The organism is Opitutia bacterium ISCC 52, assembly GCA_014529675.2.
Lineage (GTDB): Bacteria > Verrucomicrobiota > Verrucomicrobiia > Opitutales > UBA2995 > UBA2995.
Genome location: CP076040.1, coordinates 2,709,447 through 2,734,927 on the forward strand (window position 1 = coordinate 2,709,447; position 25,481 = coordinate 2,734,927).

Consider the following 25,481-nt stretch of genomic DNA (forward strand, 5'->3'; position numbering starts at 1 on the left):
CCCACGCTGCTTATCCATCTATGCTAAAGTTTACGCTCATACGATTGCTCCAGGCCATTCCGGTACTGATCGTAATCATTACGCTGACATTTTTCATGCTACGCCTGGCCCCCGGAGGACCGTTCAGCGCTGAACGTAAGATTCCCGAGCATATACTAGCAGCCCTGAATGAGCACTATGGGCTCAACGACCCGCTGCCTGTTCAGTATTGGAACTACATGGTCAAAATTTGCCCGAAGAAGCTGAATATCCCGGCGCTGATGAAGTTTGACCTCAAAGAGGGGCTGGGAAGCGATCTGGGACCATCGACCCGCTATGAAGGCCGCACCGTGAACGAGCTGATTGCAGAATCATTTCCCGTATCCTTCCAATTGGGAATGTTTGCCATCCTGCTGGCCCTTCTGATCGGGATTCCCGCAGGCACCGTGGCCGCGCTGAATAAGAATACCCTCTTAGATTATTTACCCATGTCGATGGCGATGGCCGGCATCTGCCTACCCTCCTTTGTCCTCGGGCCCATATTCGCCCTGGTATTTGGGCTGTGGCTGGAATGGTTTCCAGTAATCGGCTGGAGATCAATCGGCAGTTTCCACTGGATGGATGATATTCCTTACCGGGTATTACCCATCGTGACACTGGGACTATACTACGCTGCTGGAATGGCTCGTCTCACCCGAGGAGGGATGCTCGAAGTCTTAAACCAAGATTACATTCGGACCGCACGAGCGAAAGGCTTGAGCACCTTCATTGTGACAACCAAACACGCCCTACGCGCAGGACTGATGCCCGTGATTTCCTACCTGGGGCCGGTCATGGCAGGGGTTCTATCCGGATCTTTTATCATCGAAACTATCTTTCAGATTCCGGGCCTGGGACGTCATTTTATCAATGCGGCGTTGAATAGGGATTACACGCTGGTTCTCGGAACGGTGCTCTTCTACGCCGTGCTGATCATTATCCTCAATTTAATCGTGGATATCGTGATTGTGCTCATGAACCCGAAACTCAAATTCAATTGATTTGGAGATCGAAACGAATGAGCACGGAAGATTTAAAAATGGGAATATGGATGGGAAGAATCTGGGGAGATGAACCTCGTGGGACTTATGACCGTGCTCATTCTCGGGCCTACAGGTTAGTGCGCGGCTCATATGTTGATGAATTTTCAGAAAGCAAACAAATCGGCAGCAAGCTACCTCCTACATTTCGATGTGTGAGTGTTAGGGTCGAAGGAGGTGGCTTGCTGCCGACCGGAATATCTTTTTTGGGCCAGCCCGAACTAACATGAGTACCGAAATTACAGATACAGCAGCTATGCCGCTTGAGGAGGAAACCTATTCCTTGTGGGGGGATGCGTGGCATCGATTGAAAGAGAATCGTTTGGCGTTTTTCGGGATGCTGTTCTTTACGGTGGTGGGTTTGCTTTGTTTCCTGGCCCCGGTTATATCGCTCATCACAGGTTTGCAATACGATGAGCAAAACCTGCAATTGGGCGCCAGCGCTCCCAGTTGGAGCCATTGGTTGGGCACAGATGATCTGGGACGGGATTTATTTATCCGCATCCTGTATGGAGGTCGTGTATCCATTGGAGTAGGATTTGCGGCCACCTGTGTATCGATCGCCATTGGCGTCACCTACGGAGCCATCGCCGGATACCTGGGAAAGAAGACGGACATGGTCATGATGCGTATCGTGGACATCCTCTACTCACTGCCCTTTCTCATTTTTGTGATTCTGCTCACCGTCTATTTTGGAAGGAACATTATCCTGCTCTTCGTAGCGATTGGTTGCGTCGAATGGTTGACCCTCTCCCGTATCGTTCGAGGCCAGGTGCTTCACCTCAAGGTCCAACAATTTGTCGAAGTAGCACTTACTTTAGGCTCCAAGAAATCGTCCATTATTAAAAAGCACCTCATTCCCAATGTGCTGGGTCCGGTGATCGTATACTCCACCTTAACGGTGCCCAGCGTCATGCTGCTCGAATCGGCACTCAGTTTCCTTGGCATGGGTGTGCAACCTCCCATGAGCTCATGGGGTTCATTGATTAAGGATGGTGCAGAGCGTATGGAAATCTATCCCTGGCAGCTTATATTCCCCGCCCTTTTGTTTTCCATGACCTTATTCTCGCTCAATTTCTTTGGGGATGGATTGCGTGATGCACTAGATCCCAAAGATAGCAGGCGCTAAATCCAGGCAGACTACCGGATTGCCAGACGGACCCCTTTTAGCTAGGGTCTTGGTTTCTTAAAGAAGTAAATCTCAATCAGAAAGTAACCGAATGGAACTAGAACAACTCTTTGTTACACTCCTCATTGGAGCCATTGCCGGCTGGCTCGCCGGTCAACTCACCAAAGGCGGTGGATTCGGCATCATAAAGAACATCATCCTTGGAATCGTCGGAGCTGTAGTTGGCGGCTGCTTGTTTGGCCTGATTGGAATTAGCATCGGAGGGGAATGGATCGGACCCATTATCACTGCGAGCGTAGGTGCCTTGGTGTTGATTTTTGTGGTCGGCCTGGTCACGAAAAAGAAATAACGCTTTTCCAGACTATTATGGCTGCATTTATTCTTGCTTACATCGAAGTCCAGAATCCGGAAGACTATCAGGAATATATTAAACAAGTACCAGCGCTTGTAGCAAAACATGGGGGTGTCTATAGAGCCCGCGGCGGAGAATGCACCGTCAGGGAAGGATCCTGGCAGCCCAAACGAACCGTTCTTCTAGAATTCCCCGACCGGGCATCTGCTGAAGCGTTTTACGACGACCCCGAGTATGCCCCTGTAATGGCCATTCGTCATAGAACATCGAATACCAACCTCATAATCTTCGACGGACTTTAGAACTGCAAAAAGAAGTGAAGGGTTTAGTCATTTATCGGCCTTTTACTAGGAATACTATTCAGGGGAGTAGTATGCACATTTTGGAGAGAGAATGAGAAGGCTCACGACGCAAAGAACGACAACATGGCTGATGGTTGGCCTAGGCGTATTGATTTTCTCAGAGTCATGGGCCAAGACTTCTGATTCTGAAAATACGCTGATGGACTTGGAGGATTTTATCATTTACGCCGAACCGGAAGTGATGGATGCCCTTCGCAATCGTCCGTATTCAAAAAAGAACGAGGTCGTTGAAGCCTTCTTCCATGCACTTCCAAGCATCAATAATCAAATTTACGATGAGAACATCCACGCTATGCGGAGCTATCTGCAGAAAGCGAAGCGAGACAAGGACCGTAAGTTAAGCCGACTCTCCGCACTGGCGGGACTCTCCTACACACCTGCTGGCTTGATTGACGGATACCAAGATCGATTGGATGTATTGGACACACTCTTGAAATGGATGGAACGACAACAACCCATTCAGTTAAAACGCATCAACGTTTGGAAAGAGTCGGACCTAAGATACCGGCTTGCCAGAAAGCCGCTCGAGAATGTTCGCATAAATCCTGAGACCGACGAGGTTGAATCCCGCCTGTTTTTTAATTGGAATCTGATATTTCAAGATCGACCCAAGGCCCGAGATCTTCGGTTAGACTTCGAAATGGGAATCCAACTTCAAGAGCAGACCGGATTCTACAACCCAAAGGGCTTTTTGCATCTGACTGAAATCGATAGACGAGATTTAAAGCCCTTCGAGGTCACCTACCCGGTCATCCTATCTGAAGAACTACAAAACAACCTGGATGCTGAACTCCCAGCTTACCTCAGTGCCTACCGCACCACGATGGATAGCTTCTATCATATCTTGCAGGAGTATTTTTTCTCTGACCTGGCCGATGTTCACGCACTCTATATATTGGCACGTGGGGAGATCTTTGCAGATGAATGGGGGCAATACCAATCCACAGCCCTGCAACGCGGACTAGCAGCCAATGTCGTCTTTCAAGCTTTCGAAGAATCACTGGGAAAAACAGCCGTGCGTGAGCTTCAAAAAAATGATTGGACGACCTGGCACATTAGAAAGATCGGCTCTCGTTATAACCCTATTATTTGGGAGGAGGAATCAGCACCTGCAAATGGATTTGGGAATTATAAAGAATCCTTTAATCTAAGAAACATATACTGGTCCACTCTATTGGTTCAATTTTTGGCTGATCGATACGGAGACCGTTTCGTCTTTAGCATGTGCGAAGAAATCAAAAAGAGCACCGGCAAATCTCCCCCCAACGATGCTTTGATTTTCAAACGAGTGACGGGAGACGAACTGGAACCCACCCTCCAGGAATTCGTAGATCTGCATTCAAAGGGCTAAAGCAATCTGTGTCAGGAGCAACAATCTGCTTTCCAAGGTCAACCCACTTCACATAGGGTTTAGTTGATCGTAACGGCTTGGGCATTTCCGAGCATTGGGCCCTTTGAATACAAGAATACAGCATGAGCAATAGAATCGAGATCGGTGGACTAAAAATTGGAAAAGAGCTGTACGAGCTTGTTGAAAATGAGATTGCTCCCGGAACCGGAGTCGAACCGGAAGCATTTTGGAAATCTTTGGATGACATCGTCCAGGACCTCCTCCCGATCAACCTTTCACTGCTGGAAAAACGAGACGCCCTTCAAGCACAAATAGATCAGTGGCATGCAGATCATCCAGGCGCTACTTTCCCGAACGAGGAATACAAATCGTTCCTCACCTCGATTGGCTATCTACTTCCAGAGGGAGATGACTTTCAGATCGAAACCACAAACGTGGACGCAGAGATTTCCATAGTACCCGGACCGCAACTGGTAGTTCCTGTAAACAATGCTCGCTATGCCTTAAATGCGACCAATGCACGTTGGGGAAGTTTGTATGACGCTCTTTACGGAACCAATGTGATTCCGCATAAGAATGGCTTGGAAACAAGCTCCGAATACAATCCCGCAAGAGGTTCAGCCGTCATTGAAGAAAGTTGCAAGCTACTCGACCAAAACTTCCCTTTGGCTGGGGGCATTTGGAATTCAGTTACCCATATAGCTCTTATCGAGGACGGCACAGGACAATCGCTCTCGCTTGAAACCAGTAGTGGAAACACCATGCTAGCCGACGCCGCACAATTTGCGGGCTTCAACAGCGAGGGAGATCAGCTGACTGAGCTTTGCCTCAAGCACAACGGCTTACATGTCATCCTCCAAATAGATCGCGAGCACCCGATTGGAAAAGCCAGTTCGGCCGGAATCAAAGATGTCATTCTGGAATCAGCCATTACGACTATCCAAGACTTCGAAGACTCAGTAAGCGCCGTAGATACAGAGGATAAAGTTGAAGTTTACCGCAATTGGACCGGGCTGATGAAAGGCACTCTCAACGCAGAGTTTAGTAAGGGCGATAAAGTGGTTCAACGTGCCATGAAACCAGACCGTGAGTTTACTACACCGTCAGGAGACTCATTGGTTCTGAAAGGTCGCAGCCTTCTTTTGGCCAGGAATGTGGGCATCCACATGTTTACCAACGCCGTGATGCTGGGCGACGGTTCAGAAATCCCGGAAGGAATTCTGGACGCCATGGTTTCAAGCTTGGCGACGATACATGATATCAAGGGCCTGGGAAAACATGTTAACAGTCAGGAAGGTAGTTTTTATGTAGTTAAACCCAAACAACACGGCCCAGAAGAAGTCGCGTTTACAGCCACCCTCTTTAGCCGCGTTGAAGAGGCTCTGGGACTCGAACGCAATTCGATCAAGATGGGCATCATGGACGAAGAGCGAAGCACCAGCATCAATTTGAAGGCCTGTATCCGTGAAGCCAAAGAGCGTATCGTTTTCATAAACACAGGCTTTCTTGACCGAACTGGAGACGAGATCCACACGAGTATGAACGCAGGTCTCATGCTTCCTAAAATGGAGATCAAGAGTACTCCTTGGATATTAGCTTACGAAGACTGGAATGTAGACCTGGGCCTTGAGACGGGTCTTCAAGGAAAAGCGCAAATTGGTAAGGGCATGTGGACCGCACCCGACGATCTTAAAACGATGATGGAGACCAAAGAGGCTCATCCTGAAGCGGGAGCCAATACCGCTTGGGTCCCCTCGCCCACGGCAGCCACGCTCCATGCATTACACTACCACTCGGTTAACGTTTTCGAAATTCAGGATAAATTAGCCTCTCGAGCACGAGCGAGCTTAGACGACTTATTGACCCCGCCTCTACTAGATCGCCAGCTGAGCCCAGAAGAGATCCAGAGTGATTTGGATAATAACGCACAAGGGATTCTGGGCTATGTCGTTCGCTGGATAGATCAGGGTGTCGGTTGCTCAAAAGTCCCAGATATCCATAATGTGGGTCTGATGGAAGATCGAGCGACCTTACGCATATCCAGCCAACACATTGCTAATTGGCTTCACCACGGCTTGGTCAAAAAAGAGCAAGTGATGGAAACATTTCAGAGAATGGCCGGAGTCGTGGACGAGCAGAATGAAGGAGACTCCGCCTACATCTCCATGGCAGGAAACTTCGATAATAGCATCGCATTCCAAGCAGCCTTGGATCTGGTGTTTAAAGGTGTAAGCGAGGCCAACGGTTATACCGAACCCGTGCTTCATCGTCGGCGTAAGGAGGCAAAAGCGTTAAACAGACGCTAAAGATGACTTAAATGGCCTTCGAACTTTTGCGAAGTAGCTGCAAATCCTGCAATTTAAGGCTTTATTTTTAATGATTTGCCTAAAAGAAAACTAGGAGCTTTTAACCAGTGAATTTAGAAACCCAAAAGCCAATTCAACCGAAGAAACCAACCAAGGAGGCTAACGACGCTTTGACTCCCGTTTGGCATTCAGTCCGAACAGAAGGATCGTTTTCGCCTCTCATCTTGGTCGCTCCGCACTTGGGTGGAGGCTGCTATTTTAGTGATCTTAAAGACATGCTGGATCCCGACCAACCGATCTACATCGTCGAGCCAATTACAGATTCAAAGGAATGTAGGTATTCTTCCGTTGAAGAACTAACGGCCAAAATCGTGGATTTGGTGGATTCTCAATTGGGAGATTCGCCCGTTAGATTGTGCGGATTTTCATTTGGGGGAAATTTGGCCTGGGACCTTGCCAAAGAACTGAAAAGTAGAGGGAGGACAGTTGAATTCCTCATTCTTCTCGATTCATACGGTGAATCATTTTCTGACCAGGAAATTAAAAAAAAACCTTCTTCCCCAACGATTAGCCGTAAGTCTAACATCGATTGTACGAAATATTCCTCCGACCGCCTGTCTAGACTTCCTTCAACTTATCAGAAGAATCGTGGTATGCTCAAACGACCATTCAACAAGGATCCTCAGATAGAAAACGAAATCCGACCACTTTTTAAAGAATACCAGTACGAGACTCTGGATGTAGATGTCTACGCATTCTGCCCATTAGATGGAAACGCAATTAACCAAACCGGTGATCCTTGTGCAGGATGGGGTGGCCGAGTATCTGGAAAACTTTGTGTTATTCCTGCATTCGGAACTCATCATAATTTTGCAGACAAACCCGTTGGCCGGAATCTTGCACGGTCAATAAACTGCATTCTCAAGAACTAACTTGAGCGCAAAGAATTCCAGCTGAAACAAGCTGGAATCGCTATCGAGACTGGAGCCGAATTTTATCGAGCCCCGACTTTCTGCAGGAATCCATGATATAAGTAAGATTCTTCAACAGTGTGTCTTCGTCAGCTCGGATGAGAACGGTAATATCATCCGCTACAGGTTTGAGTTGTCGCAGAGCTGGTTCCAATTGTTCCTTCTCCATGGATGTTCCGTTCACCAGGAAATGCCCATCCTGAGCAATCTCGATGATAATGTTCTTATCGAACTTATTCTTACCGGCCGTTTCGATTTTCGGCATGGTCAGGTTCAAGGTCGTCACATTCTTAAACTGCATCGTCATCAGGAAAAAGAAGATCAATACAATCAATACATCAACCAAAGGGACGATGTTGATAACTACTTTGCGTGACTTCCTGGTGAGTGTAGTGGGCATTGTAGACTAAAGAACCGTTTGGTCCATGCTCTCACGAGCATGGCTACATTGTAGCGACGGTCGTGAGACCGTTGATTGCCTGATTAAAGGGTTTCCTGCCATTCGCTAAAAACTCGCGGACTAGAGTTTGGAGTTGGGCTGACTTAGCGTATGCAAACGCTCGATCATCGCATCCAACTGCACGGTGTAAGTATCGATACGACGCTGGAAGATGTTGTAGGCCACCAAGCTGGGAATCGCCACACTGAGACCGATCATGGTTGTCGTAAGCGCAAGAGCCACACCGCCAATAAAGGCTGTTTGATCCGGAATTCCGGTTTCAAAGGACGTGTTGGCAAATACTTGAACCAAACCGGTAACCGTTCCAAGAAGTCCAAGCAGCGGAGCCGCACCCGTAACAATTTCCAGTATGACCAATCCCCGTTCCATACGATTCACCTCGAGGTTCGTGAATGCTCTGATCTTATCCGGCTCCTGTGAGCGGTGGTTAAAGAAATCCAATATTCTACTTAGAACCGATTCCTTTTCATGCGGATCATCAATTTGCCCGGCAATAACTTTGTCGACCAAAGCTTTTGGCAGTATGTTCTCGATGCGAAGGGTAATACCCCGCTCGAAAATCACAAAGATGCCAAGAATAGAACATAGACCGAGAGGATAAATAAAGACGCCGGAGCCTTCGATAATTTGAATCATAGGGTATAGGAAATAAGGAACTTGTTTATTAGATACTGCTTAAACGTAAGGAAGTTCCTTTGCGGTGGCATTAATTTGCTCATCGCCTTCAAGTAACTCAGCAATGGGATCCCACTTGCCTTCCACCAAACTTTCACGGGCAGACTCACGAATGAAGCAAGTGACCTCCTGATCGCCAAAGCGAATGCGTTGATTTTCAACATCGATGGTAACGACGGTGGTAGGATCTGCTTCCACAGCAGCAGCAATGGTTTGGATATCTTCTTTGGTAGCCACTGCAAGAGGTAACCCCAAAGTGGTGCTGTTACCAAAAAAGATCTCAGCGAACCCTTCTGCAATAACTCCAGAGAAGCCAGCCTTGGCAATCGCCTGAGGTGCATGCTCCCGTGAACTGCCACAACCAAAATTGTTTCCGCTCAACAGAATTGAAGCTCCGGCGAAGCGAGGATCATTTAACGGATGTTCCTTGTTCGATCCATCTTCGTTCTTCCGAACGTCGTAAAACATAAACTCACCCAGTCCATCAAAGGTAATGCACTTCATGAACCGTGCAGGAATGATCCGGTCGGTATCGATATCGTTGCCAGGGACAGAAACAGCCGTCCCGGATACTTGAGTAATTTTTTCTAAAGGCATGGAAATAAAGTTTAAGTGGATTACACAGATGCAGTTTCTGACACGCCGAACACTTCCCGAACATCGGAAACTTGCCCAGTAATGGCCGCCGCCGCAACCATGAGAGGACTCATCAGCAAAGTCCTGCCAGTGGGACTACCCTGGCGTCCTTTGAAGTTACGATTACTGGAGCTGGCACAAATCTGATCGCCGACCAACTTGTCGGGATTCATGGCCAGACACATGGAACAACCTGCGGCTCGCCATTCGAATCCAGCAGAGATGAAAATCTTATCCAGACCTTTTTCCTCGGCAATGGAAGCGACGACTTGGGATCCAGGAACCACGATGGCCTGAACACCATCTGCGACCAGTCTGCCTTCAATGTGTTTGGCTACTTCCTCAAAATCGCTCAGGCGACCGTTGGTGCAGGAACCGATGAATGCGACATCGATCTTGGTGCCTTTAATAGGCGACCCTCCTTCAAATTGCATAAACTCCAAGGCCTCTTCTATACCAGCTACCTGATCCTCTGGAACTGAATCAGGAGAAGGAATGTTCTCATCGATTGAGATCCCCTGCCCTGGATTGATCCCCCAAGTTACGGTGGGTGCGATGTCTGCAGCATTGATCTCAACGACGTCGTCGTAATCACAATCCGCATCGGACGCGTAGGACTTCCAAGTCTCTACTGCGGCATCCAAGGCTTCACCTTCAGGTGAATAAGGACGGCCTTTCAAATAGTCGAACGTGGTTTCGTCAGGATTGACGTATCCACAACGAGCGCCTCCTTCAATGGACATGTTACACACAGTCATCCGTTCCTCCATAGTCATGGAGTCAAAGACTTCGCCGCCATATTCGTAGGCAAATCCGGTTCCACCATTCACACCCAGCATACGGATGATATGCAGGGCTACGTCCTTTGCATAAACGCCAGGGCTCAATACGCCATTCACGTTGATACGACGCACTTTGAGTTTACTCATGGCCATGGTCTGCGTAGCTAAAATGTTACGCACTTGGCTGGTTCCAACTCCAAAAGCAATGGCTCCAAAAGCTCCATGCGTGGAGGTGTGAGAATCACCACAGGCAATCGTTGTGCCGGGCTGGGTAATCCCCTGCTCTGGACCCACGATGTGAACGACTCCTTGTTTTCCAGAATCTAAATCAAAAAATGTGATATCGCTCTCAGCACAATTCTTGCGGAGCTCTTTGATCATTGCATCGGCCAAAGCATCGGAGAATGGCTCAACAGTTTCGTTGGTCGGGACAATGTGATCCACCGTTGCAAATGTGCGATCTGGGAATTTCACACCGAGCCCCATTTCGCGAAGCATACCAAATGCTTGCGGACTGGTGACCTCGTGAATGAGGTGCGTTCCTATGAACAATTGGGTCTCTCCACTGGACAATGTGCGAACGGTGTGAGCATCCCAAACTTTCTCAAATAGACTTTTAGCCATGGGTCAAACGTGTGATTATTTTCGAAACCGGGAGATTAAGAGCAAAAGCATCTGACAGAGCAATCTATTTTAGAACCCCTTTGGAATTAAGCTACCCGTGAAAAAAATTGTGGATTTTTGATTGCATATGCGGCTCCAGATTTAGACTTCAAGTATGCACTATCGAACATTTGGAAGAGAACGAATCGAAATCTCTGAAGTAGGACTGGGATGCTGGCAGATTGGCGGCAATTGGGCAGAAGTCGAAGAATCGACCGCCCGTGAAATTCTTAGGACTTCACTCGACAGGGGAATTAACTTGTTAGACACAGCCGATGTGTACGGGGCCGGTCGCAGTGAGACCATCATCGGCAGCTATCTGTGAGGGAAAACAGACGATCTTTTCATTGCGACCAAGGTGGGCCGAGGCGAAGGCATCTATCCGGATAACTATACAGCCGATACGATTCGCCCTCGCATCGAGGATTCTCTGCGACGGCTAAGGGTCGAAGCTCTGGACCTCGTGCAAACTCATTGCATCCCGCTCGAGGCGATGGAGGAAGGGTCAGCTTATGAGGTCCTTCGTGATTTACAGAAGGAAGGTAAAATCCTTCGGTTTGGCGCGAGCGTGGAAACGATGGAGGAAGCCAACTGGGCCATAGACAACATTCCTGACTTCTATTCCCTGCAAATAATATTCAACGTTTTTCGACAGAAACCCATATCCGATCTCTTCGACCAGGCCAAGGCCAAACAGGTTGGTATTCTAGCCCGTGTGCCACTCGCAAGTGGACTGCTGACCGGAAAGTTCACCCCTGAGTCAACATTTTGGGAAGGTGACCATCGGACATTCAATAAAGATGGAGAAGCCTTCAATGTGGGTGAAACGTTTGCCGGCCTTCCATTCCTCAAAGGAGTCGAACTGGCAAACCAACTCAAAACGATGAAAGAGCCTTCCATACCTATGGCTCAATGGGCGCTTCGTTGGATACTCGATTTTGAGGCTGTCTCCACCGTGATTCCTGGCGCATCCAAAGTCAGCCAGGTCGAAAACAATGCAGCCGCCTCTTCTCTGGATTCACTCAGCGAAGACACCCATCAGGAACTTCAGAAATTCTACGAACACTCGATCAAGGACCACATTCGCGGCCCCTATTAATCCTCAACTTCCTACGGCCGAACTAATCTGGAATAAAGGTAGGGCGAAACCGCAGGTCCCGTATGGTCGTAGCCGAGGGCAAAGCCTGAAGGCGCAGTTTTATGTAGAAGAGAAAGAGAGCGAACCAGTCACCCAGAGTATAGGTAGGGTCAGATCGCCGAGCTGACCGAGAACAGAGCAGCGGCACCATACCCTCTAATGAATTTTAAGAGCAAGAGGCTTACTTCTACTTCTTCTTCTGTTGCTGCTTTTTACCCCAGGAGTCACGAAGGCCCACGGTACGATTGAATACCATCGTTTCCTCTGAGCTATCGGGATCGATACTGAAGTAGCCTTTACGCTCAAACTGAATGGGATCACCAAGTTGGGCGTTTTTGAGTTCAGGTTCACCGTAGGCAGTGATCACCTGCAAGGAGTCAGGGTTTATGTTTTGGATAAAATCCCCACCTTCTTCAGGATCTTCGTTAAGGAACAGATGATCATACAAACGAACTTCTAAAGGCACGTTCTCGGTAGCGCTCACAAAGTGAATCGTTCCTTTTACCTTACGCCCATCCTCGGTATTGGCACCACGAGATTCTGGATCGAATGTAGCAAGGATCTCGATAATATTACCCTCGTCATCTTTGATGATCTCAGTAGCGGTAATATAACAGGCATAGCGCAAGCGCACCTCGCGCCCCACCGTTAAGCGGAAATACTTTCGTGGCGCCTCTTCCATAAAGTCATCGCGCTCAATATATATCTCGCGAGTGAGGGGCACCTTTCGTTTTCCAAAAGATTCATCGCCTGGATGATTAGGTCCTTCATACCACTCAACTTCGCCCTCAGGAAAATTGGTGATGGTTACCTTCAAAGGATCGAGGACAGCCATTCGACGGGCTGCCTTAACTTCAAGGTCCTGACGCAGACAAAACTCCAAGAGTGAAATATCAATCAGTTGGCTTTGTTTAGTCACTCCAGCTCGGTTGGCGAACTCATGGATTGCCGCGGAGGTATACCCTCTTCTCCTGAAGCCACTCAAAGTAGGCATCCGTGGATCATCCCATCCATTCACAAATCCTTCATCTACCAATCGGAGCAACTTGCGTTTACTCATGACCGTATGAGTCAGATTGAGCCGGGAGAATTCGATCTGTCGTGGATGACTGGGTACGGGCAGGTTTTCGATAAACCAGTTGTACAGGGGGCGATGGTTTTCGAACTCAAGCGAACAGAGGCTGTGAGTAATTCCTTCGATCGCATCCCCTTGACCATGTGCAAAGTCATACATCGGGTAAATGCACCACGCGTCACCGGTCCGGTAATGGTTATGATGCAGAATCCGGTAAAGAACAGGATCGCGCATGTTCAGATTCGGATGCGCCATATCGATTTTCGCACGGAGTACTTTCGCTCCATCCTCCAAGTCACCGCTCTTCATGAGTTCGAAGAGCTCAAGGTTTTCCTCAGCACTACGGTTCCGGTAAGAACTCTCTTTCCCAGGCTCAGTTAAATTGCCTCGGTACTCCTTCATCTCTTCCAAGCTCAAGTCGTCCACATAGGCTTTGCCGTCCTTGATGAGAACCACCGCCCAATCGTAGAGCTGCTGATAATAATCGGAGGCAAAGAACAAGTTTTCGCCCCACTCCACGCCCAACCACTTCAAGTCTGCGATGATCGCATCCACATAGGACATATCTTCCTTGCTCGGATTGGTATCGTCCATCCTCAGGTGAAAACGGCCCTGATAGTCCTGGGCGATCGAATAATTGGTCAGGATGGCCTTGGAATGGCCGATATGAAGATACCCATTGGGCTCAGGAGGAAAACGTGTGACAATCTTCTCGTGTTTGCCAGCAGCCAGTTCCTCGTCGATGATGTCTCGGATAAAGTTGGTAGGTTTGGATTCTTCCTCGCTCATATAAAAGGTTGGGATAGTGAGTCTTTATTTTGGCAGGTCAATGTTCAGAAATTTGTCAAACAGATGAAACAAAGCAGTTTTGGCTGTTGTTAATGTCTCATACAATGCAAACCGCACTGATATTATGAAGATGCTTATTCGCAATAGCCTGCTGTTCTTAGCCCCACTGTTTCTTGCATTTGGTTGCAAAACAACCTCTTCGATTCAAAGCGTGGCCCGAGACGGTGAAGATTTTTCTCAATTTTCCACCTATGCCTTCATCAATAAAAGCCGTGCCCGAACAGTTCCGGGTGTAAATCCGGCTGAACTGATGTGGATCCCACCGATCGTGAAGGAGAAGCTACAAGCCTTGGGTTACCGCGAAGTTCCGGAAGCAGAGGCAGATATGCTCATCTCCATCGAAACCGAAGTAACCGGTGGTCGTGAGAAAGGCGGTTTCTCGATTGGCATCGGAGGAGGCAGTTACAGTCGATCTGGCGGAAGCAGTGTCGGAGTCAGCTCTGGCCCCATCGGAGCTGGATACATTGAACAAAGCACACTTTCCATTCGAGTAACTGAGCCTGATAACGAAGAGCTTCTCTGGGTTGGTTGGATCGACAAACTGGAAAACAACAAATTCAACCATGAAGAGTTTACCAGCAAAGTTCGCGAAATCATGGACCGGTTTCCGGCCCAATAGCCGCTAGGACTGATAGCGAGCAGGAAACGCTTCCATTCGCGACAAGACTAAGTCCTTACCCATGACCTCGAGCATCGGGATCAGGTCCGGGCCGCCGCTGGTTCCGGATACGGAGTATCGGGTAACCGGGAACCAAGCGAAGGGTTTTTCCTGACCTTGGCTGGCAGCCAGGTCTGTGAAGGCTTGGTTGAGGGAATCAACATCCCAGCTTTCCACAGCTGCTAATGCTGCTTGAACTTCCTTCAAACGCTCCAGAGGCTCGCCTTTTTTGAAAAGTCGGTCGCCTGCTTTTGGATCAAAGGTGAAGGCATCGTCAAAGAAGTAGGCAACAAAGCCCGGCAACTCTACCATCGACCGCGTCTTTTCCTGACACAGCTTAAGAACGGCATCGACATAGGAAGCATCCTCAGATGTGACCCCAGATTCCTGGAGTACCGGGATTGCCATTTCTCGAAATGAATCCATCGGCAAGCGACGAATTTGCTCGGTGTTGATATGAGCCAATTTCTTTTCGTCAAAGCGAGCGTTGCCTTTTTGAATACCTGAGAGATCGAATTTCTCAACCAGTTCATCCAATGAAAATAGTTCCTGATCGTCTTTGGCATTCCAACCGAGCAAGGCCAGGAAGTTGACCAGACCGTGCGGCAGGAAATGGCGTTTTTCGTAATCTTCGACATGTACCCCATCGCCCCGTTTACTCATTTTGCCAGGACCCGAACTATTCAGGATCATCGGAATGTGCGCAAACTGCGGCAAGGGTGCACCAAACGCCTTAAACAACTCACAATGCTTGGTCGTATTGGAGAGGTGGTCTTCTCCACGAATCACATGCGTGATTCCCATGGTGATATCATCGACTACGTTTACCAAATGGAAGACAGGCTCCCCATTGGAACGAACAATTACAAAATCGCGCTCTTCCGCTCGAACAACCTTCCCTCGGATGGCATCGTCGATCTCCTGAGGCGCAGTTCGGACTTTTTCAATCTCCGCCTTATGGTATTCGTCGTATTCTGTATAGCGCTCTCCTTCTAACTTAAAAAATACTGCGCCGTCTTTTTCGTAGGCTCGACCCGCATCAAAGAGTTTTTGGATGTACTCTTTGTAAAGCTCGCCACGCTGGCTTTGAAAATAAGGGCCAAAATCACCCCCGACTTCCGGGCCTTCATCCCAATCGAGACCCAACCACCGCATGCCTGACAAAAGTACTTCCAGTGCTTCCTGGGTATTGCGCTCATGGTCTGTGTCTTCCACCCGAAGCACAAATATTCCACCTGTGTGGCGCGCGTAGAGCCAATTGAATAAGGCGGTGCGGGCACTCCCTATGTGAAAAGTACCAGTGGGACTGGGTGCAAATCGAACTCGAACCTGAGACATAACAAACAGTGGATTATTTGGCTTTGAAAAAGGCCAAGGAGTCACTTGTGCCAGGGTTCCAAAGTCAACGCCTATCTGTAAAGGGATTTGAAATTCGCCGCCTGCCCGAAACCCTCACCAGCGATGGCCTATACCGGAGAAACGATAGATGTGGATGCAACTTTGCAGCGACTCAACAAGGCGGCAAGCGAGCGAGGCTTTGATTGTTTTCCACTGATCGAACAAGACGGCACCGTGCTCCCTTATTTCACTCGAGCTGCAACATCTGCTTCAGCACCTCGGATCTATATTTCTACATGTATGCACGGTGATGAACCTGCGGGTCCGCTGGCCGTCCTCGATCTTTGAGAAAGTGACCTACTCTGCCTGGATATTGATTGGACGATTTTTCCAATGCTCAATCCGGCCGGCTTGAGAAGAAACAAGAGGGAGAATCACCAGGGCGTTGATCTCAATCGCGACTACAAAGAGCCTTCAACAAAAGAAGTTCAGGCCCATGTAGCAGTCATCGAGCAATCAGATCCGTGGGACCTGGCTTTGATCGTCCACGAAGATTGGGAATCCGAAGGCTACTACCTCTACGATCTCCCAACGGAATTAACCGATGCTTGGGCACCCAGGATAATTGAAGCAGTCAGTCGGGTTTGCCCCATTGATCTCAGCGAAACCATCGACGAAATGTCAGCCAAGGATGGAATTATTGCTCCACGACTCGAGGACATCGATACGGAGCCCAAACTCATGGGCCACTGTCCGGAAGCCATTTATATGCACCTGGAAGATAAGATCCGGGGTAATTACACCTTGGAGGCGCCTTCGAGTTTCGATCTCATTACCCGTGTTCAGGCACACAAAGCGGCCATATTGGCTTCCGTAGACCTGCTACTCGCTTCCGGAAGGTAATTTTTTCGATATTTTCGGGAAAATGACTGAAGCCAGAAACAAATGGCCGGTTTAGTGCGTTATATACTTATAAAGAGAGAAAATCATCTCTCTTTGAACGTTCTTTGCGGTTTGGGACTCTAAACCCTTACCTGTAAGTTCAAACTCTAACATTCACATGAGAAACCTGATCGTCTCAGCCCTCCTTGGCGCCCTTCTATTTTGGGCGGGCTGTTCGACGACGCCCAGTGAACAAGCTTACCAGAATCCGGAACCTCGACTGGTGCCTGGAGAAGAAGAGTCTGTGGAACGAAAAAGTCTGGTTTTTCCCAAGGCACTCGCAGGTATTCCCTTTCGCAATTTAGAAGTATACGAAGCTGAACATCCAGGTTACGGAGTCGGTTATTTGTATGAGAATGAAGATACACAACTGGATATCTCAGTCTACGACGGCGGCATAAACGAGATTGTTGAAGGCATTTATTCTGAAAATGTTCATCTGCAGTATGAGGAAGCCAAAAAGCAAATCGTGGCTGTGGAACGACAAGGCTTCTATAAAATCATCAGTGTAGTGACCGATGATTGGATCCAGGTAGGAGGACAACCTTTCCTATATTTCAACTATACCTTTGAAAACGGATTGGATACGAAATCGTCCTATCTCATGCTCACCGGTTACGATGGCAATTTTCTGAAAGTTCGCCTGACAACGGATGCCAAATTGAATACCCAGGTATTCGACGCGTTTATGGAAGACTTCAGCCGATTGATTTCCGGACTGGGTGCATCGTAGAGAAACGGGTCTTCCTCTCCCTCTTCCTCTTCCTCTTCCTCTGTGTTTCTCAACACCTCTCTGAGCTATCAATTGTTCAGAAAAATGGATACCCTGGAAGCCGATTTGCAAGCAAATGGCCCTACCAGAAGCCAGCAAAACACGAGTAAGAGAATTCCTTCCCTACTCTTCGCCTTCCCACTTAAACCACAAGGTGGTCAAACCGGGAATAGTCAATTCAACCGAAGCAGGTTGATGGTGGAAGGGATGATCTTGCGTAAACACTTCTCCGAAGTTCCCGACACCGGTACCTCCATACTCGCCCGCATTGGAGTTGAGGACTTCCTTCCATTTTCCTTTGAAAGGCATACCCACTCGGTATTGAGATCGAGGAACGGGAGTAAAATGGCAAACTACCACCAAGGTGTCCGCTTTGTTATGACCTCGACGAATGAATGAAAGAATTCCGCTTTCTGTATCGTTACAGTCAATCCATTGAAATCCTTCTGAAGAGTTATCCCTTTCGAAAAGCGCTTTGTTGTCTGTATAGAGATGGTTCAAGTCACCGACCATCTTGCGAATGCCTTCATGATCCTTGTACTGACACAAATGCCAATCTAGAGATCCATCATAGCGCCACTCCGAAGATTGCCCAAACTCTGTTCCCATGAAGAGGCACTTCTTACCAGGGTAGGCCCACATGTATGCATAGAGTGAACGAAGAGTCTGAGATTTTTCAGTAATCGAAGCTCCTGCCATTTTTTGAATCATGGAGCCTTTACCATGGACCACTTCATCGTGCGAAAAGACCGACACAAAATCCTCGGAGAACTGGTAAAGCATTCCAAAGGTCAGGTTGTCGTGATGCCACTTACGATAAAGCGCATCTTTGCCGAAGTAGAGCAAGGTGTCGTGCATCCAACCCATGTTCCATTTGAAGTCGAAGCCCAAGCCACCCTCTTCCGGTGCTTTGGTCACTCCGCCAAAGGAAGTGGATTCTTCAGCGATCATCAAACTTCCGGGAAATTCCTGGTGAACTACAGAATTTACTTTCCGCAAAAAGTGAATGGCCTCGATATTCTCGCGTCCACCGTGTTCGTTGGGCACCCACTCTCCTTCTTCACGTGAGTAATCCAGGTAGAGCATGGAGGCTACGGCGTCTACCCGCAGACCATCGATGTGATAGCGCTCAAACCACAGCAAGGCACTCCCGAGCAAGAACTGCACGATCTCATTTCGACCGTAGTTAAAGATTAGAGTACCCCAATCCTTGTGATGTCCTTGTCGCGGATCTGCATGTTCATACAGATGCGTGCCATCGAATTCAGCCAAGGCGAAAGCATCTTTGGGAAAGTGAGCTGGAACCCAGTCCATGATAACCCCGATTCCTTTTTCGTGCAGGACATCCACCAACTCACGAAACTCATCCGGGTGTCCGTAACGATGGGTGGGTGCAAAAAATCCAGTGACCTGGTAGCCCCAGGATCCTGTAAAGGGGTGTTCAGCCAAAGGCATAAACTCGATGTGAGTAAACCCCATCTCCTTGGCATAGTCACCCAGTTGTTCACCCATTTCGCGATAACTCAGTGGGCGTCCCCCATCCTCGATCACTTTCTTCCAAGAGCCTAAATGAACTTCATAAATCGAGATTGGCTCGACGGCCGCCCCTTCCGACTGTGCGCGCTTCTCAATCCACGCATCATCCTTCCACTTATATTGGTACAGATCGTAAAGAACGGTGCTGTTGTGTGGTGGAGGTTCGAAATAGACACCGTAAGGGTCAGTCTTCAGAAGCAAATGTTCTTTCTGGGTAACAATCTCGTATTTGTATTTGGCCCCCGCTTCTAGGCCGGGAATGAAAATCTCCCAGACTCCAGAAGAGCCCATACTTCGCATGGAATGAAAACGACCATCCCAGTGATTGAAATCTCCTACCACAGAAACGCGTCGTGCATTGGGTGCCCAGACAGCAAAGCTGGCTCCCTTGACGCCATCAATCTCACGAAGGTGTCCCCCCATTTTATCGTGGATTTTGAGATCGTTGCCTTCAGAAAATAAATAAAGATCCTGGTCACCTAAAGTCGGCAGGAACGAGTAAGGATCATAAAATTGCCGCACTTCGCCATTCGCATAAGTAACGCGCACACGATACTTGAATGGCTTCTTTAAGCTGGGAATAAATCCTTCAAAGAATCCCGCCCCATCAAGCTGTTTCAGGGGGAAGCGCTTTTCGGCGGTTTTTTGGATGCGCACCACTTCACAAGTCACGGCATCACGAACAAAGGTTCTGGCGACTAATCCGGTCTTACCATCCAGTTCACAGGGATGCAGTCCCAAGTAGGTATGAGGGTGGCTGTTACGGCCGGTCAATAAGGAGTCCAGCTCCTCTTTTGAAATGATCACGCTGGATTCCTTTTCAGAGAGTTAATTTACTAAAAGCGCACCACCAAAAGATTTGGTGCACATCTGTCGACTTAAATAAGAAGATATTTTTCGACCGACACAAGTCAGGACAAGAAAGCAAAAGCAGTGCTTGAGGTCGGAGGCAGAGAGAAGGTGCTATTCATCGAAATATGTCTTGTGCCTAAACCACCCAATCATAAATGTCTCCCACCGTGCGTCTAAAATCCTTTTTCGCCCAAACTTTCTGTCTGCTACTGATCCCGGTTTTCCCACTCTTCGCGCAAGAGTTTCAACTGGAGTCGGATCAGCCAATTGAGTTCGACGAAGCCAACAAAAAGATGATCGCTACCGGTGAAGCCTCACTCACCTACGGCGACCTCATTTTGCGGGCGAATCGTATTGAGTACGATCAAGAGTCAGGTCTCGCCGACGCGATTGGAAATATCCGGATCAGTCAGGAGGGGTACCGCTTTTTAGCCGAACGCTTGAAGGTCAATATTCAGACTCAGCAAGTCGAAGCCTTTGATGTGCGCTTTGGATCTCCCCCGATCTATGCCGAAGCCTCAACTGCTACCGGATCAAACACCCGAATTGAGCTTCAAAACGCCAAAGTTTACTACCGGGAGCCCGATCAATTTACCCCCACCATGTCGATTGATAAATTTGTGGTCGAGAATGGTGAGATTGTGGACAGCGAGAAGGTGCTATTCGAAGTCCTTGGGCTACCTATCTGGTATCTGCCCAGCCTAAAAATCCCGACTGACGTAGAGCCCTTTCGCGTTAGAGCTAAACTCGGAACACGGGGTAACCTTGGCGTATTTGCCCAGACTCAAATCCTCTTTCCTTTAAATGAAACCTGGTTCGCGGGTGGCAATCTGGACGTCTACACCGATCGTGGAATCTTGATTGGTCCCGCATTTCGCTATTTGGCGGAAACGGAAGATAGTAACTCTGACTTTTTCACCTCTACCGGATGGATTCACGATAGCGGAGATAGAGGAGTCGATATATTTGGAGAGTCCGTCCCAAAAGATCGTTATTTTGTAGAAGGCTTTTTGCAGAACACCTGGGGCGGCAAACACCAATTTAATGGGGTCTATCACATCTACAGCGATCCTGAAATCCAACGAGATCTCCATTTCGATAATTTCAACCACAATCAACAACCAGACAACTTCCTGGAATATCAATACCAGGAACAGGACTGGTCGTTGAGTGCATTCGTCCGAGCTGATCTGAATGACTTTTTCTCCAGCGATCACTTTCCTTTTGTAGATCAAACGTCTACCCGCGCATTTGTGTTTGAGGAAAAACTCCCAGAGGTACGGTTTGATCTCCATCCTCAGCATCTTGGCGGAGGCTTCTATCACGAGTTCTCAGCCAGCGCAGCTCAGAATAGTCATAGCTTCTACCTTACCGACGACCATGAACAGGAAACCTTCACGAGCCTGGATGGATTTTATCGCATACAAAACACAAGTCGCTTTGGCGAAGGTGGAAGCTTCAATTTCTTTGCGGGGGTAAGAGCCCTCGAGCTCAACGATGTTCCCACCGCTGTGTTTAGTGCCGGAGAAGGTGGAACGTTTCGCATCCCCTACCCTCAGTATCACCCTGGCATGTATGCATCCTTGCCCATGACCTTGGTCGATGTCGAAGACAATGACTTCTCACAAGTGATCGGAGATTTCGGTTTCAACCTGGAAGGTGAATTTTTCAGAACCTGGGACAGGCAGAATAGCACGTGGAAGATCGACGGCCTGAAGCACGTCGTAAAAACTTATGTACAGGTCCGCCACAATCCCACGAATGAGAACAATGGTCCTGGGTCAGGATCAGACCACCTGTACGTGCTCGATACCAATCTGCCCAACTGGGACCTGGCAACGCGTCGAGATGCCGTGTTTGCGCAGGACCAAGCCCTGGCACGCATCGGCATTAAAAACGAACTCTACACGAAGCAAAAAGACTACGGCTCGCGCCAGTTACTCAGTTGGAATCTAGCAGGCGACTATTTCTTTGATGGGCCCTTTGAGGACGATCTCAGCTTCCTGTATTCCGATATCTCGGCGAACCCAGCGCACTGGCTTCAAGTTGGCATGTTCCAGAGATTCTCCCTCGAGCACTTCAAATTGTGGGAATGGAATTCACGCATCCGCATCACCGATGCCGACATTTGGTATGTAGAGTACCGAAACTCACTTGCTAAACTAAACCAAGGGTTTGGTTATCTGGGATCTGCTGTATTCCCAAAATCGGGAGACCTCTTCCCTCTCCTCGACGTCGATCAACACTCCTTGGAAATCGGAGCCCGCATCAACAACAATTTTCGTGGCCGCGTCATTTTACGCTATGACGTCGTCCTTAGAGAATTCACTGAACAACATTACTCACTCTTTCAAAAATTTGGCCGATCGGTTGAATTAGAATATCGACTGACCCTTCGCGAGAGTGCAAGACGCGAGGACGATTGGGCCTTCCGTATCGGCATGGAGCTCGTTTCCTTCTAATTATGGCTATGGATGACACGCTGCTAAAAGGCTTGGATCACCCGATCAAACTTCAGGTGTTCGAGGGCCCGTTGGACCTTCTTCTATTTTTGATCCGCAAGCACGAGATAGACATTTACGATATTCCGGTCTCGCAAGTGACCAAACAATATCTGGCGGTGATTTACGAAATGGAGAAGCTCAACCTCGAACTGGCCGGAGAATTCTTTGTCATGGCGGCAACGCTGATGGAGATAAAAAGCCGTATGCTCCTGCCTAAGAGCGAGCAGCTTGCAGCAACCGATGAGGAGGAAGAGGAGCTGGATCCACGTTGGGAATTGGTTCACCAGCTATTAGAATACAAAAAATTTAAGGAGGCAGCCAGCGACCTAGACTTCATGATTAAGCACCAACAAAACCTGGTGCCACGCGAAGTAAATGGCAGACAGAGTGATTTAGGACCTCGCCCATTAAAGAAGTCCGACAAAATGCAGCTTTGGGGTGCTCTCAACCAAGTACTACGGCGATTATCTGACCGACTGGTGGTTGGAGAAATTGAGGATGAAAACATCACTGTTTCAGATCGGATGGAGTATATTCTGGATCTGACAGCCAAATCGGGGAAACACACCCTGAGCGGATTATTCAAAGGCAAAACCACCTTAACGCTGGTCGTGTATACCTTTCTTGCCTGCCTGGAACTTACGCGTTTAAACCGCGTCAAAATATGGCAGGATGAGAGTTTCTCAGAGATCTTCTTTGAAGGCGTCCCGGAAAATGAGCTTGAATCCGAAGAAGAGTCCCTAATCGTATCACCTGTTGATGGAGAAGAATAAAAAGTCAAAAGACGCAATGTTGTTTGGTGTCGGCCTCGATAATGAGGACAGACACAAGCGCGTTACATCCGCAGAGAAATTTGCCATTCTGGGAGGATCTCAGGAAACTCATGAGAAAATGACTGAGACCGTAATGAAAACCTTTGAGGACATGGACCGCAAAGGTAAGTCTCTCGAGTCTGTTGAACCGGATGAGTTAAAAGACCTTCTGAAAAAAAATACGCCCCAATAAGCCGCCGTCATGTGCGCCTCTGCTTCATCGGATAAAGAACCCAGGGTATCAGGTCCCGATTCAGAGCACCGTATCCCTCCTCCTTCTGCAGGGAAAGCAGCCGTCCCACAACCGTCAGCTAACCGAAGCGGTGTTTCAGTGCCTGTCTACCCCAAGCTACCGGATCGTCCGATCGCACAATCTGCACGGTTTTCCAACAACACTCCCTACATCCTGCTGTTCGATGCATTTTTAGCATTAGTTTCAGTTGCCTTTTGCTTATTATACTATTCAGAGTTGTAATCATGTCCGATAAAATAACTGCACTATCTACTGATTCTTTTAACGACGCGATCGCCGGAGCACCCACCGCACTCGTAGACTTCTGGGCACCCTGGTGTGGCCCTTGCCGAACGATGGGAGCCATTCTCGAGGAACTGGCCGAGGAGGTGGATGATAACACCAAGATCTTTAAAGTAGACGTGGATGAGAATGGACCTCTTGCCGGTCAATACGGTGTGCGTTCCATACCGACGCTTTTAATTTTCAAAAACGGCGAACTCGCTGAGACTATGGTGGGTATCACTCAGAAGGATGAGTTGAAAACAAAACTCGGCTAAGCGAGCCACCAGCCCATTTCCAAGAAAGCGATTCCTTCGGGAGTCGCTTTTTTTATACCACCAGTCCGATACTGAGAGTTACAGAATAGAGCGCGAGCATAAGAACTGTCTTTGCCAACAGAGCATTGAACTCCGGTCCCTTCTTTGCGCGGCAAAGACCTATCCAAAGAATAAATCCCAGTGGCAATGTAAGGAGCGGAAGTTGGACCCATGAATCGTTGAAGCGGAAAGCCAACCAGACCACGACCACCTGCGACCACAACAACAGCAGTCGATATTCCCAGATGCTAAAGGTGGCACCCAGGCGAACAGCCAGCGTTCGTTTATTGGCCAAGCAGTCAGTATCCACATCACGAAGATTATTAACCACCAGCAGGTTGGTGCTCAACCCTCCCAAAGCAGTTGCACTAAGAAAGACTTCAAATGGAACAAAGCCTGCCTGTACGTAAAACGTACAACACACCGCCACGATCCCGAAGAACAACATCACAAACAGATCTCCCAACCCAACGTAAGCGAAAGGAATGGGACCAGCGGTATAAGCATAGCCACAAAGGATACTCGAAATTCCAACCGCCAATAACCACCAACCGCCATAGGGAATGAGACCTAGTCCTACACAAAATGCGATAATGAAGGTGATGGCAGTCACACGCTTCATCGCTTCCGGCTTCACAAGCCCAGCGGCCACCGCTCGAGTAGGCCCCACCCGATCTTTTGTATCAGCTCCTTTTTTGAAGTCATAATAGTCATTCGCAAAATTCGTCCCGATCTGGATCAGCAACGCAAAGAGCAAACAAATCAAAGCGGGCTCCCACCGAAACACCTGAGCGTGGTGGGCAAGTGCCGTCCCTACCATAACGGGTGCAATCGCAGCCGGTAAGGTTTTCGGACGGGACGCCAGGATCCAGGGTTTCAAAGCCATGCTATTGGGAATGTGGAGGTTTCATTTCCTTTTCAAGGGACAATATCCAATCAGCTATTTCTTGAGGCCGTTCAGGATAGGCATCCCCTTCCAATCGCGGTTGCCAGGACCTCAAAAAAGTAAGGGCCGCAAAACGCTTACCCGATTCTGTCAACAAACGTGCGTAACTCTTTCCCAACAAATACGGAAACCCTTCAATCGCGACACCCTCCCCTAAATAACCCAGAGCCAGCGATGGATCTTCAACGACCGTTTCTGCGATAAAGGCACCCGTTTGAAAGCACTCTGGATCATCTACAAAGTAAGGTCTCGAATTCTCAAAAAAATCTAGAGCATCCCGACCATAATCATTTCGCGAGCGATCAGCATTCCATACGGGTAGATCGAAAGCGATCGTCTGAGAGGCCAATCGCCAGTAGGCTAAATTCGAAGGATTCAGTGCAGTTGCAAAGCGGTAACTGTCAATAAGCCGGGGTTCATCTTTGTTCAACCAAGCGCCGTAACCCTGCACCCAGAACCAAGAACTCACTAAGCTAGCTCCCG

The 25,481-nt window shown here is 48.5% G+C and carries 25 protein-coding genes and 1 pseudogene; 17 read left to right on the forward strand and 9 right to left on the reverse strand.

The window, feature by feature from the left end; translation table 11 throughout:
* Positions 1-20: 20 nt before the first annotated feature.
* The 7 genes from GA003_11520 (at position 21) to GA003_11550 (ending at position 7,490) form a co-directional block, all read left to right on the forward strand.
* On the forward strand, positions 21-1,019 hold the full coding sequence (locus GA003_11520) for an ABC transporter permease subunit (GenBank protein QXD30420.1): 999 nt from the start codon (positions 21-23) through the stop codon (positions 1,017-1,019).
* 265 nt (positions 1,020-1,284) lie between these two features.
* A complete protein-coding gene (locus GA003_11525) occupies positions 1,285-2,187 on the forward strand; it encodes an ABC transporter permease subunit (protein QXD26670.1) in 903 nt (300 codons plus the stop codon).
* 91 nt (positions 2,188-2,278) lie between these two features.
* On the forward strand, positions 2,279-2,536 hold the full coding sequence (locus GA003_11530) for a GlsB/YeaQ/YmgE family stress response membrane protein (protein QXD26671.1): 258 nt from the start codon (positions 2,279-2,281) through the stop codon (positions 2,534-2,536).
* Positions 2,537-2,553: 17 nt separating this feature from the next.
* Positions 2,554-2,841 (forward strand): DUF1330 domain-containing protein, encoded by a 288-nt coding sequence (locus GA003_11535; GenBank protein QXD26672.1) that lies wholly within the window; start codon positions 2,554-2,556, stop codon positions 2,839-2,841.
* Between the two features lie 130 nt (positions 2,842-2,971).
* Positions 2,972-4,252 carry a hypothetical protein gene (locus GA003_11540; GenBank protein QXD26673.1) on the forward strand — a complete coding sequence of 427 codons (1,281 nt, stop codon included), beginning with the start codon at positions 2,972-2,974 and terminating at the stop codon, positions 4,250-4,252.
* A gap of 122 nt (positions 4,253-4,374) precedes the next feature.
* A complete protein-coding gene (locus tag GA003_11545; protein ID QXD26674.1) occupies positions 4,375-6,558 on the forward strand; it encodes a malate synthase G in 2,184 nt (727 codons plus the stop codon).
* Between the two features lie 107 nt (positions 6,559-6,665).
* A complete protein-coding gene (locus GA003_11550; protein ID QXD26675.1) occupies positions 6,666-7,490 on the forward strand; it encodes a hypothetical protein in 825 nt (274 codons plus the stop codon).
* A gap of 40 nt (positions 7,491-7,530) precedes the next feature.
* Here GA003_11550 and GA003_11555 read toward each other — a convergent pair whose 3' ends face one another.
* From GA003_11555 to leuC, 4 genes are all read right to left on the reverse strand, one after another.
* Positions 7,531-7,929 (reverse strand): biopolymer transporter ExbD, encoded by a 399-nt coding sequence (locus GA003_11555; protein QXD26676.1) that lies wholly within the window; start codon positions 7,927-7,929, stop codon positions 7,531-7,533.
* Positions 7,930-8,049: 120 nt separating this feature from the next.
* Positions 8,050-8,625 carry a MotA/TolQ/ExbB proton channel family protein gene (locus tag GA003_11560; GenBank protein ID QXD26677.1) on the reverse strand — a complete coding sequence of 192 codons (576 nt, stop codon included), beginning with the start codon at positions 8,623-8,625 and terminating at the stop codon, positions 8,050-8,052.
* 39 nt (positions 8,626-8,664) lie between these two features.
* Positions 8,665-9,261: a 3-isopropylmalate dehydratase small subunit gene (gene leuD, locus GA003_11565; GenBank protein QXD26678.1), complete on the reverse strand. Its 597-nt coding sequence runs from the start codon at positions 9,259-9,261 to the stop codon at positions 8,665-8,667.
* Between the two features lie 20 nt (positions 9,262-9,281).
* Positions 9,282-10,706 carry a 3-isopropylmalate dehydratase large subunit gene (gene leuC / locus GA003_11570; protein QXD26679.1) on the reverse strand — a complete coding sequence of 475 codons (1,425 nt, stop codon included), beginning with the start codon at positions 10,704-10,706 and terminating at the stop codon, positions 9,282-9,284.
* A gap of 154 nt (positions 10,707-10,860) precedes the next feature.
* Between leuC and GA003_11575 the strand changes: the two are divergent.
* Positions 10,861-11,844 (forward strand): annotated as a pseudogene (locus GA003_11575) (aldo/keto reductase).
* Between the two features lie 226 nt (positions 11,845-12,070).
* Here GA003_11575 and GA003_11580 read toward each other — a convergent pair.
* Positions 12,071-13,747: a glutamine--tRNA ligase/YqeY domain fusion protein gene (locus tag GA003_11580; GenBank protein QXD26680.1), complete on the reverse strand. Its 1,677-nt coding sequence runs from the start codon at positions 13,745-13,747 to the stop codon at positions 12,071-12,073.
* A gap of 124 nt (positions 13,748-13,871) precedes the next feature.
* Here GA003_11580 and GA003_11585 point away from each other — a divergent pair, with 124 nt between their 5' ends.
* Entirely contained in the window at positions 13,872-14,426 is a 555-nt protein-coding gene (locus GA003_11585) for a DUF4136 domain-containing protein (GenBank protein ID QXD26681.1), read from the forward strand.
* A 3-nt stretch (positions 14,427-14,429) separates the two neighbouring features.
* On the opposite strand, the gene GA003_11590 is transcribed toward GA003_11585, so the two are convergent.
* The gene (locus GA003_11590) at positions 14,430-15,803 is read right to left on the reverse strand and encodes a glutamate--tRNA ligase (GenBank protein ID QXD26682.1); all 1,374 of its coding nucleotides are present in this window, start codon (positions 15,801-15,803) and stop codon (positions 14,430-14,432) included.
* A 123-nt stretch (positions 15,804-15,926) separates the two neighbouring features.
* Here GA003_11590 and GA003_11595 point away from each other — a divergent pair, with 123 nt between their 5' ends.
* The 3 genes from GA003_11595 (at position 15,927) to GA003_11605 (ending at position 17,478) form a co-directional block, all read left to right on the forward strand.
* A complete protein-coding gene (locus tag GA003_11595; GenBank protein ID QXD26683.1) occupies positions 15,927-16,151 on the forward strand; it encodes a hypothetical protein in 225 nt (74 codons plus the stop codon).
* A gap of 45 nt (positions 16,152-16,196) precedes the next feature.
* Positions 16,197-16,706, forward strand: a complete 510-nt coding sequence (locus GA003_11600) for a hypothetical protein (protein QXD26684.1) — start codon at positions 16,197-16,199, stop codon at positions 16,704-16,706.
* 157 nt (positions 16,707-16,863) lie between these two features.
* Positions 16,864-17,478 carry a hypothetical protein gene (locus GA003_11605; protein ID QXD26685.1) on the forward strand — a complete coding sequence of 205 codons (615 nt, stop codon included), beginning with the start codon at positions 16,864-16,866 and terminating at the stop codon, positions 17,476-17,478.
* A 162-nt stretch (positions 17,479-17,640) separates the two neighbouring features.
* On the opposite strand, the gene glgB is transcribed toward GA003_11605, so the two are convergent.
* Positions 17,641-19,860, reverse strand: coding sequence for a 1,4-alpha-glucan branching protein GlgB (gene glgB, locus GA003_11610; GenBank protein QXD26686.1), 2,220 nt, complete (start codon positions 19,858-19,860; stop codon positions 17,641-17,643).
* A gap of 200 nt (positions 19,861-20,060) precedes the next feature.
* On the opposite strand from glgB, the gene GA003_11615 reads away from it, so the two are divergent.
* Genes GA003_11615 through trxA form a run of 5 tightly spaced genes read left to right on the forward strand, consistent with a single transcriptional unit; the run spans position 20,061 to position 24,013 of the window.
* Positions 20,061-22,367, forward strand: coding sequence for a hypothetical protein (locus GA003_11615; protein QXD26687.1), 2,307 nt, complete (start codon positions 20,061-20,063; stop codon positions 22,365-22,367).
* Positions 22,368-22,387: 20 nt separating this feature from the next.
* The gene (locus tag GA003_11620; GenBank protein QXD30421.1) at positions 22,388-23,182 is read left to right on the forward strand and encodes a segregation/condensation protein A; all 795 of its coding nucleotides are present in this window, start codon (positions 22,388-22,390) and stop codon (positions 23,180-23,182) included.
* Positions 23,169-23,414: a hypothetical protein gene (locus GA003_11625; protein ID QXD26688.1), complete on the forward strand. Its 246-nt coding sequence runs from the start codon at positions 23,169-23,171 to the stop codon at positions 23,412-23,414. Before GA003_11620 ends, GA003_11625 begins: the two co-directional genes overlap by 14 nt.
* A 9-nt stretch (positions 23,415-23,423) precedes the next feature.
* Positions 23,424-23,696: a hypothetical protein gene (locus GA003_11630; GenBank protein ID QXD26689.1), complete on the forward strand. Its 273-nt coding sequence runs from the start codon at positions 23,424-23,426 to the stop codon at positions 23,694-23,696.
* Positions 23,697-23,698: 2 nt separating this feature from the next.
* Complete coding sequence (gene trxA, locus GA003_11635) at positions 23,699-24,013, forward strand: thioredoxin (GenBank protein QXD26690.1); 315 nt, start codon at positions 23,699-23,701, stop codon at positions 24,011-24,013.
* Positions 24,014-24,065: 52 nt separating this feature from the next.
* Here trxA and GA003_11640 read toward each other — a convergent pair whose 3' ends face one another.
* Complete coding sequence (locus GA003_11640; GenBank protein ID QXD26691.1) at positions 24,066-24,938, reverse strand: 1,4-dihydroxy-2-naphthoate polyprenyltransferase; 873 nt, start codon at positions 24,936-24,938, stop codon at positions 24,066-24,068.
* 1 nt (position 24,939) lies between these two features.
* On the reverse strand, positions 24,940-25,467 hold the full coding sequence (locus GA003_11645) for a hypothetical protein (protein QXD26692.1): 528 nt from the start codon (positions 25,465-25,467) through the stop codon (positions 24,940-24,942).
* Between the last annotated feature and the right edge of the window lie 14 nt (positions 25,468-25,481).

What these genes read in the sequence shown, in the direction of transcription:
- GA003_11625 (QXD26688.1), top strand. Translation starts at nt 23,169, where the DNA reads ATGGAGAAGAATAAAAAGTCAAAAGACGCAATGTTGTTTGGTGTCGGC.
- GA003_11600 (QXD26684.1), top strand. Translation starts at nt 16,197, where the DNA reads ATGCTCAATCCGGCCGGCTTGAGAAGAAACAAGAGGGAGAATCACCAG.
- trxA (QXD26690.1), top strand. Translation starts at nt 23,699, where the DNA reads ATGTCCGATAAAATAACTGCACTATCTACTGATTCTTTTAACGACGCG.
- GA003_11580 (QXD26680.1), bottom strand. Translation starts at nt 13,747, where the DNA reads ATGAGCGAGGAAGAATCCAAACCTACCAACTTTATCCGAGACATCATC.
- GA003_11535 (QXD26672.1), top strand. Translation starts at nt 2,554, where the DNA reads ATGGCTGCATTTATTCTTGCTTACATCGAAGTCCAGAATCCGGAAGAC.
- GA003_11630 (QXD26689.1), top strand. Translation starts at nt 23,424, where the DNA reads ATGTGCGCCTCTGCTTCATCGGATAAAGAACCCAGGGTATCAGGTCCC.
- leuD (QXD26678.1), bottom strand. Translation starts at nt 9,261, where the DNA reads ATGCCTTTAGAAAAAATTACTCAAGTATCCGGGACGGCTGTTTCTGTC.
- GA003_11585 (QXD26681.1), top strand. Translation starts at nt 13,872, where the DNA reads ATGAAGATGCTTATTCGCAATAGCCTGCTGTTCTTAGCCCCACTGTTT.
- GA003_11525 (QXD26670.1), top strand. Translation starts at nt 1,285, where the DNA reads ATGAGTACCGAAATTACAGATACAGCAGCTATGCCGCTTGAGGAGGAA.
- GA003_11605 (QXD26685.1), top strand. Translation starts at nt 16,864, where the DNA reads ATGAGAAACCTGATCGTCTCAGCCCTCCTTGGCGCCCTTCTATTTTGG.
- GA003_11595 (QXD26683.1), top strand. Translation starts at nt 15,927, where the DNA reads ATGGCCTATACCGGAGAAACGATAGATGTGGATGCAACTTTGCAGCGA.
- leuC (QXD26679.1), bottom strand. Translation starts at nt 10,706, where the DNA reads ATGGCTAAAAGTCTATTTGAGAAAGTTTGGGATGCTCACACCGTTCGC.
- GA003_11520 (QXD30420.1), top strand. Translation starts at nt 21, where the DNA reads ATGCTAAAGTTTACGCTCATACGATTGCTCCAGGCCATTCCGGTACTG.
- GA003_11640 (QXD26691.1), bottom strand. Translation starts at nt 24,938, where the DNA reads ATGGCTTTGAAACCCTGGATCCTGGCGTCCCGTCCGAAAACCTTACCG.
- GA003_11560 (QXD26677.1), bottom strand. Translation starts at nt 8,625, where the DNA reads ATGATTCAAATTATCGAAGGCTCCGGCGTCTTTATTTATCCTCTCGGT.
- GA003_11590 (QXD26682.1), bottom strand. Translation starts at nt 15,803, where the DNA reads ATGTCTCAGGTTCGAGTTCGATTTGCACCCAGTCCCACTGGTACTTTT.
- GA003_11540 (QXD26673.1), top strand. Translation starts at nt 2,972, where the DNA reads ATGGTTGGCCTAGGCGTATTGATTTTCTCAGAGTCATGGGCCAAGACT.
- GA003_11530 (QXD26671.1), top strand. Translation starts at nt 2,279, where the DNA reads ATGGAACTAGAACAACTCTTTGTTACACTCCTCATTGGAGCCATTGCC.
- GA003_11545 (QXD26674.1), top strand. Translation starts at nt 4,375, where the DNA reads ATGAGCAATAGAATCGAGATCGGTGGACTAAAAATTGGAAAAGAGCTG.
- GA003_11615 (QXD26687.1), top strand. Translation starts at nt 20,061, where the DNA reads ATGTCTCCCACCGTGCGTCTAAAATCCTTTTTCGCCCAAACTTTCTGT.
- GA003_11555 (QXD26676.1), bottom strand. Translation starts at nt 7,929, where the DNA reads ATGCCCACTACACTCACCAGGAAGTCACGCAAAGTAGTTATCAACATC.